Below are 18,480 nucleotides of genomic sequence, written 5' to 3'. Positions count from 1 at the left end.
GAGTAATAGCCTTTGGGCTGTTGCTCTCTTTTATTATCGGACTTGAACCTGAAATTTTGATTGTTATTTGCACAAATCGATTAAGCATTGAAACTGTATTAAAAATGTGTTATTTTAAATTTATCACACATTTGTAAATATACAATGATATATACCAATAAAAATCAGTTGAAAATGTGATATTTTATATTAGTAACAAAAGGAATGAAAGAATGGATAAATTCAGTTTTTACCTTGTAACCGATACTCACTACTTTGACAACTCGTACAAACGAAGCGGTGAGGCATACGAAAGACGAAGCAGAACAGACCAAAAATGCGTTGCCGAAACTCCGGCAATTATAGACGCAGGGTTTGCACAACTTGCAAAGGACAAGGAAACCGATGTTATTTTGATACCGGGTGACCTCATATACAGAGGAGAATATCAAAGCCATGTGGGTTTCAGAGAACGACTTTACAGACTTAAAGAACAAGGAAAGCGAATATATTTAATCACTGCAAGGCACGACTATGACAGCGGTGATTCCTTTGAATTTGAAGGCGACAAAATGATACCTGTTAAAGGTATGCCAAGAGAGGAACTGAGAGAATTCTACAAAGATTTCGGTTTTGACGAAGCAATATCCGAACACAAAAAAACCATGTCGTATGTTATTCAGCTTACCCACGGAATAAGATTGCTTGCACTGAACTGTGACGGAGATTTAAAAAACTTTAAAGGAATATTTGACGACCAGCTTGAATGGGCACTGAATGAAGTTAAAAAGGCCCATGACAGCGGCAACTACATATTTGCAATGACGCACTACCCTCTTTTGCCGTTTTCGCCGATTATGAATTTAGTCGGTGACGCCCATTTAACAGATTGGGAAAAGGTTGCAACGGCACTTGCCGACGCAGGAGTTGACTTGATTTTTACGGGGCATATGCACGCTCAGTCCGTTACGGAATATAAAACCGAAAACGGCAACACAATAACGGATGTGCAAACGGGATGTTTTGTGGGTTGTCCGTGTGCGTACAGAAAAATTACATTTGAAGATAGAAACACCGTTAACATCAAATCGTACACCATAAACGATTTTGACTATGACAAAGGCGGCAGAACCGCACAGGAATACTTTAAATGGCGATTTGACAGAATGATTGAAGTAAAAATGCACGAAATTTTGCCAAAGCCGGCAATGAAAGCGGTTGACAAATTAACGGTTAAAAAAATCGGAAGATTGCTGTGCTTCAAGCCTGACAAAAGCGTTGAAAACAGGCTTGCAAAAGATGTGGGCATTGAATTGGTACGCAACATATTTATGGGTGACGAGCCGTATATAAAAGGTACACCTATGTATGAAACGATGAGCAAAATGCTGAAGCGGCTTCATCCGATAACACACATCATAGAGAAAAAAGTAAAAAATAAAAATCCGATTTTAGCCGACCTCGACACATTTATTCTTTCTATGATAGGTGACGAAAACCAAAGAGACAACAACGCCGTGCTGAAAATAAACAAAAATAATTATTAACGATATAATATTATAAAAAGGGTACAATTATGTCTGAAGCACAAATCGGTACGATAAATTACAGTACCGACAAAAAGAATGTAAAAGCCTCGGAATTTATATGGTATTTGATTGCCGTATGGGAGAAAATATGAAAAAGGTTATCGTAGTTTCAAAAACACATCTTGATTTGGGATTTACCGACTTTGCGGAAAACATACGCAAAAAATATCTTGACGAATTTATACCGAACGCCATAAAAACAGCCGAAAGTGTAAATACAAAAGACAAAAAATTTGTATGGACAACCGGCTCGTGGTTGCTTTGTGAAGAACTGAAAAACGGCACAAGAGAAAATGCGGTGGCACTTACAAAGGCACTAAAAAACGGTGACATTGTTGCACACGCTCTCCCCTTTACTTTGCATACCGAACTGCTCGACAGGGACAGCCTTGAATACGGACTGTCACTGATTGATACAATAGACAAAATACGAGGCAAGAAAACAATATCGGCAAAAATGACGGATGTACCGGGTCACACAAAAGCACTCATTCCGCTTCTTGCAGAAAAAGGAATAAAGTTGCTCCACATCGGCGTTAACGGTGCTTCGGCAATGCCAAAAGTACCTGAATGCTTTTTGTGGAAGCAGGGTGAAAGCGAAATCGTTGTTATTTATTCGGGTGAATATGGCGGAGCTTACAAAAACGAATATGTTGACGACATCTTATATTTTGACCACACACTTGACAATCACGGTTCCGGCGGGAAGGATGCAGTACTTGCAAGCATCAAAAAAATACAGATGAAATACCCGGAATACGAAGTTATTGCAGGCTCACTTGATGACTATGCAGAAAAAATATGGAAAGTGCGTGACAAACTGCCTGTTATAACATCGGAAATCGGCGACACTTGGATTCACGGCAGCTCGGCAGACCCGTACAAATCGGGTGCACTCCGCACGCTTATCGGACTAAAAAACAAATGGCTGACTGACGGAAGCCTCAACCGTGACGATGCGGAATACAAAAATCTTGCCGAAAACATCTTATGTCTTGCAGAGCACACCTGCGGCATGGATGTAAAAATTGCACTCGGCGAATACAGTAATTACCTGAAATCCGATTTTGAAAATGCAAGACACGGCGAAAATTACAAAAAAATCGAAAAAAGCTGGGCAGAACAGCGTGAATACATAGCAAAAGCAGTTTCGCTCTTATCGAACGCTCACAAAAACGAAGCGGAAGACTTGCTGAAAAAATTACATGGTGAAGAATTGTTTGCGATGTTTAACGAACCGGGCAATGTAGACGAAGAATACAAGCTGAAAAACAGCTCGGTTGCGATTAATTCCTTTGGCGGAATAAAGCATTTGACCATTAACGGAAAAGAGATAATCCGTGACAATCACGAGCCTTGCGTTACATATAATTCATACGGCAGCGAAGATTATGATTATTGGTTTGAGCATTACAGCAGAAACCTAAAAAAAGTTTCTGATTGGGCAATTCCTGATTTCGGCAAACCGAGCATTGACAAAATCAAGAACAAATACAAACAAGGCAGATTTAATTACACGCTTAACAGGCTGTCCGTCAACAAATCCGACAATGCAATCATCTTAATATCGGATTTAATAATTGACAAGTACCTTTGCAACGATTTGGGCGCACCCAAAACTTTTAGAATAAGATACACGCTTACCGAAAGTAAAATCAACATTGAAGTTATTTGGCAGGGCAAAAGTGCAAATCGTCTGCCCGAGAGCATTATGCTGCACTTTTATCCTAAAGGAGAAAACATCACATACACAAAAATCGGTGAGCGGATTAATCCGTTTGACATTGTCGAAAACGGAAACCGAAATTTATCGGCAGTTGAAAATGTTGAAATTGACGGTACAAAATTTGTCAATTACCACTCCCCTCTTGTTGCTGTGGGAAAGGGCAAGATTTTGCATTTTGACAACAAATACGGCAAACTTTCAGATGGCTTGACATATGTTCTTTATGACAATATTTGGGGAACAAACTTCCCTCTTTGGTACAGCGACAACGCATATTTTGAATTTACAATATGTTAGGCAAACTTCTTTGTTAAAATTACATTATTCTTATTGACACTAAAGCACAAGGTTACTATAATACAGTTGAAATAATAAGTAACGAAAGAAAGCGATTTTTTGCAGGAAGCAAAGAAAGAAAACAAAATTCATTCATCAAACACCCTCTTGATGACAGAGGGGAACATTTGGAAGTTGCTGATAATATTTTCCATTCCGTTGATACTCGGCAACCTGCTGCAACAAATGTACAACACGGCAGACTCGATTATAGTTGGCAACTTTGTAGGAAGCAACGGACTTGCGGCAGTAGGCTCGGGCACGGCACTCATCAACCTTATTATCGCATTCAGTCAAGGTGCGGCAGTCGGTGCCGGTGTTATAGTTTCGCAAAATCTTGGTGCAAGAGATAAACAAAAAACAAAGCTTGCAGGTCATACAGCAATGTGCATTGCAATTATTCTCGGTGTAATTCTGTCGGCAATAGGTGTTATATTCAGCCGTGATTTGCTCATTTGGATGAAAACGCCGAAAAGTGTGCTGAAAGATTCGGTGCTTTATCTTCAAATCTACTGCGGAGGACTTATATTCAATGTAATATACAATATGGCTACGGGTATACTCAATGCTGCCGGCAACTCAAAACGACCGCTTATTTATCTTGCGATTGCGTCGGTTACAAACATCATACTTGACCTTGTATTCATAAAAGCACTCAAGTGGGGTGTAAAGGGTGCGGCAATAGCAACCGACATCAGTCAAGCGTTATCGTGTGTTCTTGCAGTGGGATATTTGCTGCGTGTTAATTCCGATTACAAATTGATTGTAAAAGAACTGAAAATCCACGGCAACACGGCAAAGCAAATCATAAGAGTCGGACTGCCTACGGCAATACAGAATATGGTTATTTCATTTTCAAATGTATTGGTTCAGTCAAGCGTCAACTCCTACGGTGCAACGGCCATGGCAGGATATGCGGCATACCTCAAAATTGACGGCTTCAACATTTTGCCGGTACTCAGCATCAGCATGGCGGTTACAACATTTACGGGTCAAAATGTAGGTGCAAAAAAACCGGACAGAATAAAAAAAGGTATGTGGAACGCATTGATAATGGGTGTTGTTTACACAGTGATTATCGGCGTTGTGATTTTGCTTACCTCCCATACCGTACTTGGATTATTCACAAAGGACAATGAGGTAATAACATATGGTCAGCTTGCAATGAAATATTTTTGCCCGTTTTACTTTTTACTTGGCATACTCAATATACTTGCAGGCACGGTCAGAGGTGCAGGAAAAGGCGTTCCGCCGATGCTAATTCTGCTTTTCTCAATGTGCATATTCAGAATTTTGTGGATAAAAATCGCACTTCCATTCTATTCAACAATTGACGGCGTGTTCATCCTCTACCCTATTTCGTGGTTTGTAGGCATGGTATTGATGATTATCTACACAAAATTTGGCAAGTGGTTGCCAAAGGGGTTAAATAAATCTTGACAAGTGAAAATATTATGATATAATATGCTCACGAAAACTAATGTAGTGGATTTTTCCTGATGATTTATATCACCTTTTCGCCACACGACTGAGATGTCGTGTGGCTTATTTTATGTCCAAACGAAAGGAGAATATATGAAAAGCGAAACTTTTATGAAAGAAAAAGCGGTTTTTCCGCTGATAATATCAATGTCGTTGCCAATGGTAATTTCAATGTGTGTAAATTCGCTTTACAACATTTTTGACAGCTACTTTGTTGCGAAAATCAGTGAGGATGCTATGACGGCACTATCGCTCATCTTCCCTGTTCAAAACTTCATCAATGCGTTTGTTATCGGTTTTGGTATTGGAATAAATGCACTGATTGCCTTTTATCTCGGTGCAAAAGACATAAAGAATGCAAACGATATAGCAAACCAAGGATTTATACTTTCTCTCATCCACGGTGTTGTGCTTACAATCGGTGGAATTATAATTATTCACCCATTTTTGAAAGCGTTTACATCAAGTGAAAGCACCATAAAATTGGGAATTGAATACTGTCAAATTGTATTTTTATTTACAATAATCAACAGCTTAAATCTGTACTTTGAGAAACTGTTTCAATCATTCGGCAATATGAAAATAACAATGATTGGGCTTGGAGTTGGTTGCGTAACAAACATTTTGCTTGACCCTGTATTTATTTTCGGATTGAGTTTTGTGCCAAAATTCGGCATTAAAGGTGCGGCAATTGCAACAGGAATCGGACAGTTTGTAACCTTTTTAATCTACTTAATTTATTATTTAAAGAAGCCGACAAATGTTAAAATCGACAAATCTTATTTTAAACTCACGACAAAAACAATCAAGGCACTTTATTCAATCGGTATTCCCGCAATACTCAACCTTGCGTTGCCGTCACTTTTGATTTCGTCACTCAATGCAATTCTTGCGGTATTTTCACAGGTTTATGTGCTTGTTCTCGGTGTGTATTACAAACTGCAAACATTTCTTTATTTGACCGCAAACGGCATTGTTCAGGGTATGCGACCGATTCTTGCATATAACTACGGTGCAAAGGAATACAAAAGAGTTCGCAAGATTTTCAACTATGTTCTCATTATGATTGCTGTTATTATGGCGGTGGGAACAGTGCTTTGCCTAACAATTCCGAGCAACATAATTTCTTTGTTCACAAGCAATGCAGAAACCGTCAAAGTCGGTGCAACTGCGTTGCGAATCATCAGCGGTGGCTTTGTTGTATCGGCTGTATCTGTTACCTGTTGCGGTGCTCTTGAAGCATTAAACAAAGGTGTGCAATCGCTTATAATCTCTCTTTGCAGATACCTTGTTATCATTGTGCCGAGTGCATTTATATTGAGCAAGGCTGTCGGTGCAGTCGGAGTGTGGAACGCTTTTTGGATAGCAGAAGCATTGACTGCAATAATTTCAATTATCGTATACAAAAGATCAGTTAAACTGAAATAACAAAAACCTTTCGGGTTACGAAATCCGAAAGGTTTTTACTTTTTGTTTTAGTCCTTATCGCAATATGCACCATCATGTTTGATGATGATTGCGTATTTTCCGAAGCGGTAATATCCCATAAGGTCGGTATAAGTTTTTCTTACATCCGAAACGGTGAAATCGTTTTTGTCAATTTTTCTGACTCTGCGGTGGTCACAACAAACATAAACATACTCATCATCCGACGAAACAAAATGCGGATTTGGGAATGTATTTTGCTCTGCTGTTCCGACTCTGATGTCAACCTTGACACCATCGGTGAAATAACGAATGACGCAATTCTCCTTTTGGCATACAGACCAAAAGCATTCGCCATCCACTGCAATACCCGAAACAGGAGAGCCGTTATAATCGAGAATACCATCCTTGACAAGCTCGCCCTCCGAATCAAAAAGTCCTGTTTCGCCCGTAGGATAGATAACAAGAACCGATTTGTCAGGCATAACAACAGCACTCGGAGTTACAAAATTGCCGAGTTTGTCTGCAATCTGCTTTCTGTTTGTGCCGTATTTTTTAAGAAGATAAGCATCCTTTGTGATTATCTCTTTTTCACCGGTAGAAAAATTAAGAATAAAATAATTTACACCATAGCCAACTGAATTAAGGTTAGGCTTCTTTTCTACCAAAATAACCTTATCATCCGAAAATTTCAGAACATCAATAATCTCTTTATTGCTTATTTTAATCAAAATCAGTCAATCCCATCTTTTTTATTCGGCAGAGGAAATCTTTTCAAGCTCCTCCTTGCTTGAACTTGTAAGGAAGCTCAAGGTCATAAGGCTGTCGGTGAGGTGAACATTTTCAACAAGTACCTCCGGATGAGCCATTGCAATGTCAAAATTTGAGAAATTCCAAAAACTCCTGATGCCAAGTCTGCAAAGCATATCGGTAAGTTCTTTCATATCGTTTGACGGAATACAAATAACTGCGCAAACAGGCTGATTGTCGATACAGAAGTTCTCCAAATAATTGGTATGACGAACAGGAATACCCTGAATAATCTTGCCTGAAATAGCTTCGTTTTTGTCAAATATACCAACGAGTTTGAAACCCGACTGTCTGGTGAAAATCTTTGAAGCAACAGCCTTGCCGAGGTTACCTGCACCAATCAAAATTGTTTTTACACCTGCGTCCACGCAAAGAATTTTGCCGATTTTTGTATAAAGTTCCGGAACATTGTAGCCATAGCCCTGCTGACCAAAACCGCCAAAGCAGTTGAAATCGTGGCGGATTTGTGACGCAGTAAGTCCCATACGCTCGGCAAGTTCCTTTGAACTGATACGAACAATGCCATTGTCCTTTAAGTTTTCCAAAAATCTATAATAGCGAGGCAATCGCTTTATAACAGAAATTGAAATTTCCTGTGCCATAATATATACCCCTCTTAAAATGCTGAATTATTTTGTCATATTTGTAATGGTTTCCATTACATAATCGCCGAACTCATCGCAAGTACAGCCTGTATCTCTGCCTGTGATTACAAGCTTTTTCTCCTCAAACATACACTTATCAAGCGCAGCTTCAAGAGCGTCAGCCTGCTTTTGGTAGCCGATATGAGAAAGAAGCATAACGGTTGCACGAAGCATTGAGCAAGGGTCTGCATACTGTCCTCTGCCCTCTGTAATCATACGAGGAGCAGAACCGTGAATAGCCTCAAACATAGCATACTTCTTGCCGATATTTGCAGAGCCTGCTGTGCCAACACCGCCTTGGAATTCCGCAGCTTCATCAGTAATAATGTCGCCATAAAGGTTTGGAAGAACAAATACCTTAAAGTCTCTTCTTCTCTGTGGGTCGATGAGTTTTGCGGTTGTGATGTCAACATACCAGTCATCGGTTACGATGTCAGGATACTGCTCGCCGATTTTCTTGGCAGTGTTGAGGAACTTGCCATCGGTTGTTTTGATGATATTAGCCTTTGTGATGATTGAAACCTTGCCTTTATGGTTACGCTCTGCATAATCATAAGCAAGTTTTGCAATTCTGTCGCATCCCTCTTGGGTTGCAACAGTAAAGTCAACAGCCAAATCGTCGGTAATATTTACACCGTAAGAGCCTACTGCATAGCCACCCTCTGTGTTTTCTCTGAAGAATGTCCAGTCAATTCCCTCTTCAGGAACTTTAACAGGACGCATATTTGCAAAGAGGTCAAGTTCTTTACGCATAGCAACATTGGCACTCTCAACATTTGGCCATGGGTCGCCCTGACGAGGTGTTGTTGTTGGGCCTTTGAGGATGACATGGCACTGCTTGAGTTCTGCCAAAACATCATCAGGAATTGCTTGGTTATGAGCGGCACGATTTTCGATAGTCAAGCCGTCGATTACCTTAAACTCAATCTTACCCTTTTCAACTTCGTCCTTAAGCAAGAATTCAATAACTCTTTGAGATTCCTTTGTGATGATAGGACCGATACCGTCACCGCCACAAATACCGATAACGATTTTGTCAAGCGACTGATAATCGGTGAAATCCTTATCCTCTTTTATCTTTTTTGCTCTTTCAAGCTGTTTTTCCATAAGTGCTCTGAATTGGTCACAAGCCAAATCAAGAGCCTTTTTTTCTTCTGCTTGCATATATGTAACTCCTTTTTGGGATTATTAATTATTTATTCATTTCACGGGTGTAATCAAGAAGTCCGCCACAAAGAAGCATTGCTCTTTGTCTTTCTGAAAGGTGGGAAGAATCAAGATTATACTCCTCGCCCTTTGTGATATTCTTGAGTACAACAGGCTTGTTGTTTTCGATGCAATCACGAATACCGACAAGTTCAAGTTCGTCCATTTGGTCTATTCTGTCATAGTCAACCTCATCGCTGAAAGTGAACGGCAAAATGCCTGCGTTTACGAGGTTTGCAACATGGATACGGGCAAAGCTCTTTGTGATAACAGCCTTTACGCCGAGGTAAAGCGGAACAAGAGCAGCGTGTTCACGAGATGAACCCTGACCGTAGTTTGCACCGCCGATGATGAAGCCCTTACCCTCTGCCTTGATTCTTTCAGGGAAAGTTTCGTCACATACAGCGAAGCAATACTGTGAAAGGTGAGGAATGTTTGAACGGTAAGGCAAAATCTTTGCACCTGCCGGCATAATGTGGTCTGTTGTGATATTGTCGCCAACCTTAAGCACAGCCTTTGCAGTGATATCTGCCGGAAGTGGCTCTGTCTTTGGGAACGGCTTGATGTTTGGTCCACGAAGAACCTCAACATTCTTTGCCTCCTCAGGTGAAGCAGGAGGAACAATCATATTATCATTTACAATAAAGTGCTCAGGCATAGAAATCTGCGGAGCATCGCCAAGTTCTCTTGGGTCGGTAAGATAGCCTGTAAGAGCGGAGGCAGCGGCAACTTCAGGAGATACAAGATAAATCTTGCCGTCCTTTGTGCCTGAACGGCCCTCAAAATTACGGTTGAAAGTACGGAGTGAAACACCGCCGCTGTTAGGACTTTGACCCATACCGATACAAGGTCCGCAAGCACTTTCAAGAATTCGTGCGCCTGCACTGATCATATCGGACAATGCACCGTTGAGAGCAAGCATATTGAGAACTTGCTTTGAACCCGGAGCAATACAAAGAGAAACCGATGGATCAATTGTTTTGCCCTTGAGGATTGAAGCAACCTTCATCATATCAACATATGATGAGTTTGTGCAAGAACCGATAGCAACCTGGTCAACCTTGATTCTGCCGATTTCGTCAGTTGTTTTTACATTGTCAGGCATATGAGGACAAGCAGCCATTGGTGTGAGTGAGCAAAGGTCAATATCTATAACCTCGTCATAAACAGCATCTTCATCAGGAAGAAGCTCTACCCAATCATTTTCTCTGCCCTGTGCCTTGAGGAAAGCAAGAGTGATTTCATCTGACGGGAAAACAGAAGTTGTTGCGCCAAGCTCTGCACCCATATTTGTGATGGTTGCACGCTCCGGAACAGAAAGTGTCTTTACACCCTCTCCGCCGTATTCGATAATCTTGCCAACGCCACCCTTAACGCTCATAATACGGAGAACTTCAAGGATAACATCCTTTGCAGACACCCAAGGTTTGAGATAGCCTGTAAGATTGATTCTTGTCATTTTTGGCATTGGAATATAGTATGTACCGCCACCCATGGCAACAGCAACATCAAGTCCGCCTGCACCCATTGCAAGCATACCGATGCCACCGCCTGTCGGAGTGTGGCTGTCTGAACCGATGAGAGTCTTGCCAGGAATACCAAAGCGTTCAAGGTGAACTTGGTGACAAATTCCGTTACCCGGTCTTGAAAAATAAATGCCGTGCTTCTTTGTTACAGTTTGGATAAATCTGTGGTCGTCCGCATTTTCAAATCCTGTTTGAAGTGTGTTGTGGTCGATATAAGCAACAGAACGCTCTGTTTTTACTCTGTCAACGCCCATAGCCTCAAATTCAAGATAAGCCATAGTACCTGTTGCATCCTGTGTGAGAGTTTGGTCGATACGAAGTCCGATTTCTGTGCCGACTTTCATTTCGCCCTCTACAAGATGAGATTTAATAAGTTTTTGTGCTAAAGTAAGTCCCATTAGCGAGTCCTCCTAAACTTTACATATTCATTAACAAAGTTATTAAACAATTTAACAATCTTATAATAAAACATCGACAGAAAATTGTCAATATAATAAGTATAATAAATATAAGTAATTACATAATTGTAATAAATAATACACATTTAAGTAATAAAAAAAGCTGTAATTTTGTATAATTATATGATTGTATACAACACAAAAAAATGATACAATATAAAAAAATGTGATTTGGAAGATTACTATGGAATTAGACAAACTTAAGCAAGCTCAATCCGCCATTGTGCAAACTGTCGGCGGTGACGGAGCTTTGCGCCAACATTTTCTTGATATGGGGCTGATTCCCGGTGCAGAAATTACTCTTGTAAAATTTGCACCGATGGGCGACCCGATTGAATTCAGAATTCACGGCTATGAGTTAACCTTGCGTGTGGATGACGCAAAAAAAATTGAAGTAAAACCAATAAAAAAGATGGTTCAAACCAAACAGGAAAGAAGATGCACGGACAGAATTGAGCATCCCGGACTTGGTGAAAACGGCAAATATCATATGAAATCAAGTGAAAATCCTTTGCCGTCGGGAACTGTTTTGTCTTTTGCTCTTGCGGGCAACCAAAACTGCGGAAAGACAACGCTTTTCAACCAATTGACAGGTTCAAATCAGCATGTCGGCAACTTCCCGGGTGTTACCGTTGACAGAAAATCGGGTGTCATCAAAGGTTACCCGAACACAGAGGTTGTTGACCTGCCGGGCATATATTCTCTCTCGCCGTACACAAGTGAGGAAATTGTTTCAAGGCAGTACATACTTGACGAAAAGCCGACGGGTATCATCAACATTGTTGATGCAACAAACATCGAGAGAAACCTATATCTCACAATGCAACTTATGGAGCTTGAAATTCCGATTGTGCTTGCACTTAATATGATGGACGAGGTCAAGGGCAACGGCGGATGTGTGCTCATCAACGAAACAGAGGATATGCTCGGAATTCCTGTTGTGCCGATTTCTGCGGCGAAAAACGAGGGCATAGACGAGTTGATTCAACATGCCGTGCACATTGCCAAATATCAGGAAAAGCCTGGCAGAACCGACTTTTGTGACGAAAGCGAGCATTCGGGAGCGGTGCACAGAGCACTTCACGGAATAATGCACCTCATCAAAGACCACGCAGAATCGGCAGGAATACCTATCAGATTTGCGGCAACAAAGCTTGTTGAGGGTGACGAAAAAATAGAAAAGGCACTAAACCTTGACAGCAACGAAAAAGAATTTGTTGAAGCAATCATCAAGCAGATGGAAGAAGAACGAGGAATGGACAGAGCGGCGGCTATTGCCGATATGCGTTTTTCGTTCATCACAAAACTTGTTGACAAATGCGTTGTTAAGCCAAAGGAAAGCAAGGAGAGCATAAGAAGCCGAAAGATAGACAAGATTTTAACAGGAAAGTACACGGCTATTCCGAGTTTTGTTGTTATAATGGCGTTGATTTTTTGGCTGACATTCAATGTTATCGGACTGCGACTCCAGCAACTTTTGGAATATTTAATCGGTCAGTTGACCACCCTTGTTGATACAGGACTTACAAATTGGAATGTAGACAAGGTGTTACATTCGCTGATAATTGACGGAATATTTGAGGGCGTTGGCAGTGTATTAAGTTTCTTGCCGATAATCGTTACATTATTCTTCTTCCTATCATTACTTGAAGATACGGGATATATGGCAAGAGTTGCATTTGTAATGGACAAATTGTTGCGTAAAATCGGACTTTCGGGCAGAAGCATTGTACCTATGTTAATAGGATTCGGCTGTTCCGTACCTGCCGTTATGGCAAGCAGAACGCTGCCGTCGGAGCGTGACAGAAAAATGACAATTACGCTTATTCCATTTATGAGCTGTACGGCAAAACTTCCGATATACTCATTCTTCACAGCGGCATTCTTCCCAGACAAAGCACCGCTTGTGATGATTTTGCTATACTTCGGCGGAATTGCAGTCGGCATACTGACGGCATTTATCTCAAAAGGAACAGTGTTCAAAGGCGAAGCCGTGCCGTTTGTTATGGAATTGCCTAACTACCGACTTCCGAGTGCAAAAACGACTTTACATCTCTTGTGGGAAAAAGCAAAGGACTTTTTGACAAGAGCATTTACGGTAATTTTTATTGCAACAATCGTTATTTGGTTCTTAAAGACATTCAACTTCCATCTTGGAGTTGTTGAGGATTCAAAAGACAGCATACTTGCCGGAATTGCAGGTGTTATTGCACCGATATTTGCACCTCTCGGCTTTGGCGATTGGAGAATGTCAACCTCATTGATAACAGGCTTTATCGCAAAAGAAAGCGTTGTTTCAACATTGAGTGTATTGACAGGCTCTGCAGGGGTTACAAGCATACTGACTCCCGTAAGTGCGGCAAGTTTCCTCACATTTTGCTTGCTTTATACACCTTGCGTTGCGGCAGTTGCTTCAATCAAAAGAGAACTCGGCAGAAAATGGGCAGGAATTACGATTATACTTCAATGCTCGGTTGCTTGGCTATGCTCCGGCATTGTATATGTAATTGGTTCAATAATTGTTAAATAAAAAACACTTCTTACTGTTTATTACAATCCCTCCGAGTGCGATAAATCGCACTCACCTCCCTTTACCAAAGGAGGCATAAAAGGATTTACATTTACGGTAAGAAGTATTTTTATATTTACATTAAAAATGTATTATGCTATAATTATTAAACAAAATAAACAAGGTGACAGATATGATAGAAAGAGTTAACAAAGACAATTTAGCCGAATACGAGGCTTTTATAAAAAAACATCCGAAGGGACTTTTTCAGCATTCCTCAAAGTGGGCAAAGGTAAAATCCGCTTGGAAGTGGGAAGCTGTTATGCTCAGAGATGACAACGGCGAGGTTATCGGTTCTGCCGATGTTCTTATCAGAAGCATTCCCGTTATAAAAAATTCGCTTATGTACGCATGCAGAGGCTTTGTGTGTGACGAAGATGATTTTGACACATTTGACAAATTGTTTGACGCAATTCTTGAAGTCGGCAAGGAATACAAGGCATATTGCCTAAAAATCGACCCTGAAATCGTTATTGAGAACAGGGCATACAAAGAGCACCTCATCAAAAAGGGGTTTGTTGAGCTTAACCCGGGATGTATGGATTTTGAAAATGTACAGCCGAGATTTGTATACTGCTTTGATTACAACGGTTTGAGCGAGAACGAGCTTATGCTCACCTTTAAATCGGACTACCGCAACCGTATCAGAAAAGCACCTAAAAAGGGCGTTGAAGTTAAGATTTGCGGCAAGGAAGCACTTGACGACTTTGTTTCCATTATGGCGGAAACGGGCGAGCGTGACGGATTTTCGACAAGACCAAAATGGTATTTTGAAAAAATCCTTGATTGTATGACAGATGACGCAAGACTTTATATGGCATACTACGAGGGCAAACCGATTGCGGGAACTCTCGCAATCAAGTGGGGCGAAAATGTTATGAAATACCAATACGGTGCTTCATCAAACGCTCACAGAAATGTTTACCCTAACTACGCACTTCAATGGGCAATGATTAAGTGGGGTATGGAGTGCAACTGCAAGGTTTACGACTTTGGCGGAATCAGCGGTGACTGCCAAAATCCTGACAATCCACACTACGGACTTTGGAGATTTAAGCACGGATTCGGCGGATATATGAAAGAATTTGTGGGCGAATTTGACTATGTAATCAACAAGCCTGTATACAATCTTTACAACATCGGAACAAAGGTATTGAAGAAAATCAGAAAATGAGCAGATATGTAATAGACAAAAAATTGCTTGACGAAAACATTGAGATTGTCAAGCAAAAAGCCGGAGTGCCGCTTATCGGAGTTGTTAAAGGCAACGGCTACGGCTTTGGAATAAAAGAAATAACAAAAATTTTAGTTGAGCACGGAATCAAGACTTTTGCAGTAACGGAAGTTACAGACCTGCCGATACTGCGTGAGGTTTTGACTGACGAGGACATACTCGTTATGCGTTCAACCTGCATAAAAGACGAATGCAGAGAAATTGCAAAGTACGGGGCAACAGCCACAATCGGTTCATTGCAGGCAGGACAAGCAATGAGCGAGGTTGCTACCGAAATGGGCGTCACCGTCAAATGCCACCTCAAAATCGACACGGGAATGGGCAGATACGGCTTTATGCCGAGCGAAATTGAGGACGCAATAAAATGTTACTCGTTACCAAATCTTAAATTTACGGGAGCGTACACGCATTTTTCATCGGCTTTCAGAAACCACGATTTAACCAAAGCACAGCTTGAAATGTTCAAGGACACTATGGCAAAAATCAAGGAACAAGTGGGAAATGTCGGCATATTGCATGCAAGCAACTCCCCTGCTTTGCTCAATGTTGAGGATGTTTGCCTTGACACCGTGCGAATCGGCTCGGCATTCACAGGCAGAGTTATCACAAAAAGCAAAAGCGGTTTGCACAGGCTCGGTTCGTTGGAAGCCGAAGTTGTTGATGTTAAAACCGTGCCAAAAGGATATTTTGTCGGCTACAACGCAACATACCAAACAAAGCGTGAAACAAAGATTGCCATTGTTCCAATCGGTCACTATGACGGCTTTGGACTGACAAAGGAAAAGGAAATTATAACTTTCAGATATGTTCTTTCCGTATTCAAAAGTTTTCTCAAAAAGAAGCAAATGTATGTCAAAATCAACGGCAGAATGTACCATGTAATCGGCGGAATCGGGCTCAGCCACACAGCGGTTGACATTACAGGAAGCGATGTAAAACCGGGCGACTTGGCAAGCGTTGACATCTCACCGCTTATGGTAAATCCAAGGATTGAAAGAGTATATAAATAAAACACGCTATAGGCTGTCGAGAAAGATTCTGAATTTCGTTTTCTTGCGAACTTTGCTGTACAATGGTACCGCTTGTTCGCAAAAAACGAAAAACGTCAAAAAAGCTGTAAGTTCGATACTTACAGCTTTTTTAAAACCCCACCGTCAACACTTCGTGTTGCCACCTCCCCTTTTAAAAAAGTGGAGGCATAATTCGGTTAATTTTTTGACGTGTTTCAGTGACTTTATCGACAGTCTAAAAGACGCAAATCAATGCGTCTTTTTTGTTTACTATTTATTTTGCAAGGAAGCCGACTTTTTTCATAACCTTGGTGAGAGTTCTGTTTGCAAGGCGAGATGCGGTGTCTGCGCCCTGTGTCCAGCACTCCTGAAGATACTTTTTATCCTGCAAAAGTTCGTTATATCTCTTTTGAACAGGCTCTAGTTCTGCAACAACAGCTTCGCCGACTGCCTTTTTGAAGTCGCCGTAACCCTTGCCGGAAAAGTCGTGCTCAATAGTTTCAAAGCTGTCGCCCGTAACTGCGGAATAAATGGTCATAAGGTTGTTTATTCCGTCCTTACCTTCTGCATAATGAACCGACATTTCGCTGTCTGTGATTGCGGATTTAAACTTCTTCATAATTACATTCGGTTCATCCGTGAGATGAACCGTGCCCTTTGGATTAGGGTCAGACTTTGACATCTTTGAAGTAGGATTTTGAAGCGACATTACCCTTGCGCCTGCCTTTGGAATGTAAGGCTCCGGAACTGTGAATACATTGCCGTAAACACCGTTGAAGCGTTCTGCAATGTCACGAGTGATTTCGAGGTGTTGCTTTTGGTCCGCACCGACAGGAACAACATCCGCCTGATACAAGAGAATATCGGCAGCCATAAGGCAAGGATATGTGAAAAGACCTGCGTTGACATTGTCTGCGTGCTGTGCGGCTTTGTCCTTGAACTGGGTCATTCTGTTAAGTTCGCCAAACTGTGTGTAGCAGTTCAAAATCCAACCGAGCTGGCTGTGCTGCGGAACATGTGACTGAACAAAAAGAATACTCTTTTGAGGGTCAAGCCCGACAGCCATAAGCATTGCATAAAGCTGTGTTGTTTGTGCACGGAGCTTTGCAGGGTCTTGGCGAACAGTGATTGAATGCAAATCTGCAATACCGAAAATAGTGTCGAAATCATCCTGGAATGACGCCCAGCCTTTCATTGCGCCAAGGTAGTTGCCGAGGGTTGGAATTGAGGTCGGCTGAATGAGTGACAATGATCTTTTCTTTCTTTCAACTTTTATTTCTTCTGACATAATATTATCTCTTTTCTGTTAATATTCTTTTAGGACTTCGCCCATAATTCGAACACCGTCAATGATATTTTCATCACTCGGAGTGGAGAAATTAAGGCGTATATAGTTACAAGGTTTTGACTCGTCAACAATGAAAGCATTGCCCGGAACAACAGCGACTTTGCGTTCTACAAGTCGTTTGCAATAGTCAGTCATATCAACATTGTTCGGGAGCTTTGCCCATAGGAACAAGCCACCTTGAGGTCTTACATATTTGATTTGAGGGCAAAATTCATCGAGTTTTTCGCACATAAGATTAATCTTTTTGCGATAGATTTTTCTGATTTCCTCGATATGAGCATCAACATTGTACTCCTTAAACCAACGATAAACAATCATCTGATTGAGCACGCCTGTGTGCACATCGGACACCTGCTTGCCGATTGTGAAAGCCCCTGCAATTGAATTTGGCACAACGGCATAGGCAACACGAATACCGGGTGCCAAAATCTTTGAAAAAGAGCCGGCATATATTACAATTCCGTCCTCGTCAAGAGTTTTGATTGCCGGAACCTCCTCACCCTCTGTGCGAAGATTGCCGTATGGGTCATCCTCCAAAACAGCAATGCCGTATTTTTTTGCAATGGCATAAACAGCCTTTCTTTTTTCCCAAGAAAGAGTTGTGCCACTCGGATTTTGAAAATTTGGAATAGTGTAGATAAATTTAGCATTCGGATTTGCTTTTACTGCATTTTCAAGTGCTTCAATATTCATTCCGTCACTTTCAACAGGAACGCCGACAAGATTGCAGCCGTGAGAACGAAAAGCGTTGAGCGAACCGATAAAAGACGGTTCTTCGCAAATAATTGTGTCACCCTCGGAAGTGAGAATTCTTGTGGTAATATCCATAACCTGCGTTCCGCCGGCAGTAATAATAACGGTGTCGTCATCTGTGCCGATATTATTCCTTTTTTTAAGCCAAGTCTTAACGGTATCACGAAGCGGGTCATAACCTTCGGAAACACCGTAAACAAGAGCAGAAACGGGATTTTCTTCCAAAATTTCTGCACTGATTTTTTTCACCTCGTCGCAAGGAAAAGCCTCAACAGCCGGTGAACCGCCTGCAAATGCAATAACGGACGGGTCGGAGGTGGCTTTTAATATTTCTCTTGTAGCCGAAGGTTTCATATTTTTATACTTATTTGAAAGCTGAAGCATA

At 41.2% G+C, this 18,480-nt stretch carries 13 protein-coding genes; 7 read left to right on the top strand and 6 right to left on the bottom strand.

Annotated elements, in window-relative coordinates:
* The first annotated feature begins 212 nt into the window (after nucleotides 1-212).
* The 4 genes from B5D29_RS06850 to B5D29_RS06835 all read left to right on the top strand — a co-directional run bounded on the left by B5D29_RS06850 (nucleotide 213) and on the right by B5D29_RS06835 (nucleotide 6,540).
* On the top strand, nucleotides 213-1,526 hold the full coding sequence (locus B5D29_RS06850) for a metallophosphoesterase family protein (RefSeq protein ID WP_078768836.1): 1,314 nt from the start codon (nucleotides 213-215) through the stop codon (nucleotides 1,524-1,526).
* A gap of 130 nt (nucleotides 1,527-1,656) precedes the next feature.
* On the top strand, nucleotides 1,657-3,591 hold the full coding sequence (locus B5D29_RS06845) for a DUF5054 domain-containing protein (RefSeq protein ID WP_159443425.1): 1,935 nt from the start codon (nucleotides 1,657-1,659) through the stop codon (nucleotides 3,589-3,591).
* 150 nt (nucleotides 3,592-3,741) lie between these two features.
* The gene (locus B5D29_RS06840) at nucleotides 3,742-5,070 is read left to right on the top strand and encodes an MATE family efflux transporter (protein WP_078768838.1); all 1,329 of its coding nucleotides are present in this window, start codon (nucleotides 3,742-3,744) and stop codon (nucleotides 5,068-5,070) included.
* Nucleotides 5,071-5,205: 135 nt separating this feature from the next.
* A complete protein-coding gene (locus B5D29_RS06835; RefSeq protein WP_078768834.1) occupies nucleotides 5,206-6,540 on the top strand; it encodes an MATE family efflux transporter in 1,335 nt (444 codons plus the stop codon).
* Nucleotides 6,541-6,587: 47 nt separating this feature from the next.
* Here B5D29_RS06835 and B5D29_RS06830 read toward each other — a convergent pair whose 3' ends face one another.
* From B5D29_RS06830 to B5D29_RS06815, 4 genes are read right to left on the bottom strand one after another with little or no spacing between them, the layout of a single operon-like run.
* Nucleotides 6,588-7,268 (bottom strand): hypothetical protein, encoded by a 681-nt coding sequence (locus B5D29_RS06830; RefSeq protein ID WP_078768833.1) that lies wholly within the window; start codon nucleotides 7,266-7,268, stop codon nucleotides 6,588-6,590.
* A gap of 21 nt (nucleotides 7,269-7,289) precedes the next feature.
* Complete coding sequence (locus B5D29_RS06825; protein ID WP_078768832.1) at nucleotides 7,290-7,949, bottom strand: redox-sensing transcriptional repressor Rex; 660 nt, start codon at nucleotides 7,947-7,949, stop codon at nucleotides 7,290-7,292.
* 27 nt (nucleotides 7,950-7,976) lie between these two features.
* On the bottom strand, nucleotides 7,977-9,155 hold the full coding sequence (locus B5D29_RS06820; RefSeq protein ID WP_078768831.1) for an isocitrate/isopropylmalate family dehydrogenase: 1,179 nt from the start codon (nucleotides 9,153-9,155) through the stop codon (nucleotides 7,977-7,979).
* Nucleotides 9,156-9,183: 28 nt separating this feature from the next.
* Nucleotides 9,184-11,121 carry an aconitate hydratase gene (locus B5D29_RS06815; protein WP_078768830.1) on the bottom strand — a complete coding sequence of 646 codons (1,938 nt, stop codon included), beginning with the start codon at nucleotides 11,119-11,121 and terminating at the stop codon, nucleotides 9,184-9,186.
* A gap of 244 nt (nucleotides 11,122-11,365) precedes the next feature.
* On the opposite strand from B5D29_RS06815, the gene feoB reads away from it, so the two are divergent.
* The 3 genes from feoB (at nucleotide 11,366) to alr (ending at nucleotide 15,994) form a co-directional block, all read left to right on the top strand.
* The gene (gene feoB / locus B5D29_RS06810) at nucleotides 11,366-13,711 is read left to right on the top strand and encodes a ferrous iron transport protein B (protein ID WP_078768829.1); all 2,346 of its coding nucleotides are present in this window, start codon (nucleotides 11,366-11,368) and stop codon (nucleotides 13,709-13,711) included.
* A gap of 172 nt (nucleotides 13,712-13,883) precedes the next feature.
* Complete coding sequence (locus B5D29_RS06805) at nucleotides 13,884-14,924, top strand: lipid II:glycine glycyltransferase FemX (RefSeq protein ID WP_078768828.1); 1,041 nt, start codon at nucleotides 13,884-13,886, stop codon at nucleotides 14,922-14,924.
* The gene (gene alr / locus B5D29_RS06800) at nucleotides 14,921-15,994 is read left to right on the top strand and encodes an alanine racemase (RefSeq protein ID WP_078768827.1); all 1,074 of its coding nucleotides are present in this window, start codon (nucleotides 14,921-14,923) and stop codon (nucleotides 15,992-15,994) included. The genes B5D29_RS06805 and alr overlap by 4 nt, the downstream gene beginning before the upstream one ends.
* A gap of 274 nt (nucleotides 15,995-16,268) precedes the next feature.
* Here alr and trpS read toward each other — a convergent pair whose 3' ends face one another.
* Together trpS and B5D29_RS06790 are read right to left on the bottom strand one after the other, a co-directional pair.
* Nucleotides 16,269-17,282: a tryptophan--tRNA ligase gene (gene trpS, locus B5D29_RS06795; RefSeq protein ID WP_078768826.1), complete on the bottom strand. Its 1,014-nt coding sequence runs from the start codon at nucleotides 17,280-17,282 to the stop codon at nucleotides 16,269-16,271.
* Between the two features lie 18 nt (nucleotides 17,283-17,300).
* A complete protein-coding gene (locus B5D29_RS06790) occupies nucleotides 17,301-18,479 on the bottom strand; it encodes an aminotransferase-like domain-containing protein (protein WP_078768825.1) in 1,179 nt (392 codons plus the stop codon).
* Between the last annotated feature and the right edge of the window lies 1 nt (nucleotide 18,480).

It is taken from the genome of Eubacterium coprostanoligenes (assembly GCF_900167205.1).
GTDB lineage: Bacteria > Bacillota > Clostridia > Oscillospirales > Acutalibacteraceae > Eubacterium_R > Eubacterium_R coprostanoligenes.
This window is presented reverse-complemented; position numbering and strand designations above follow the sequence as displayed.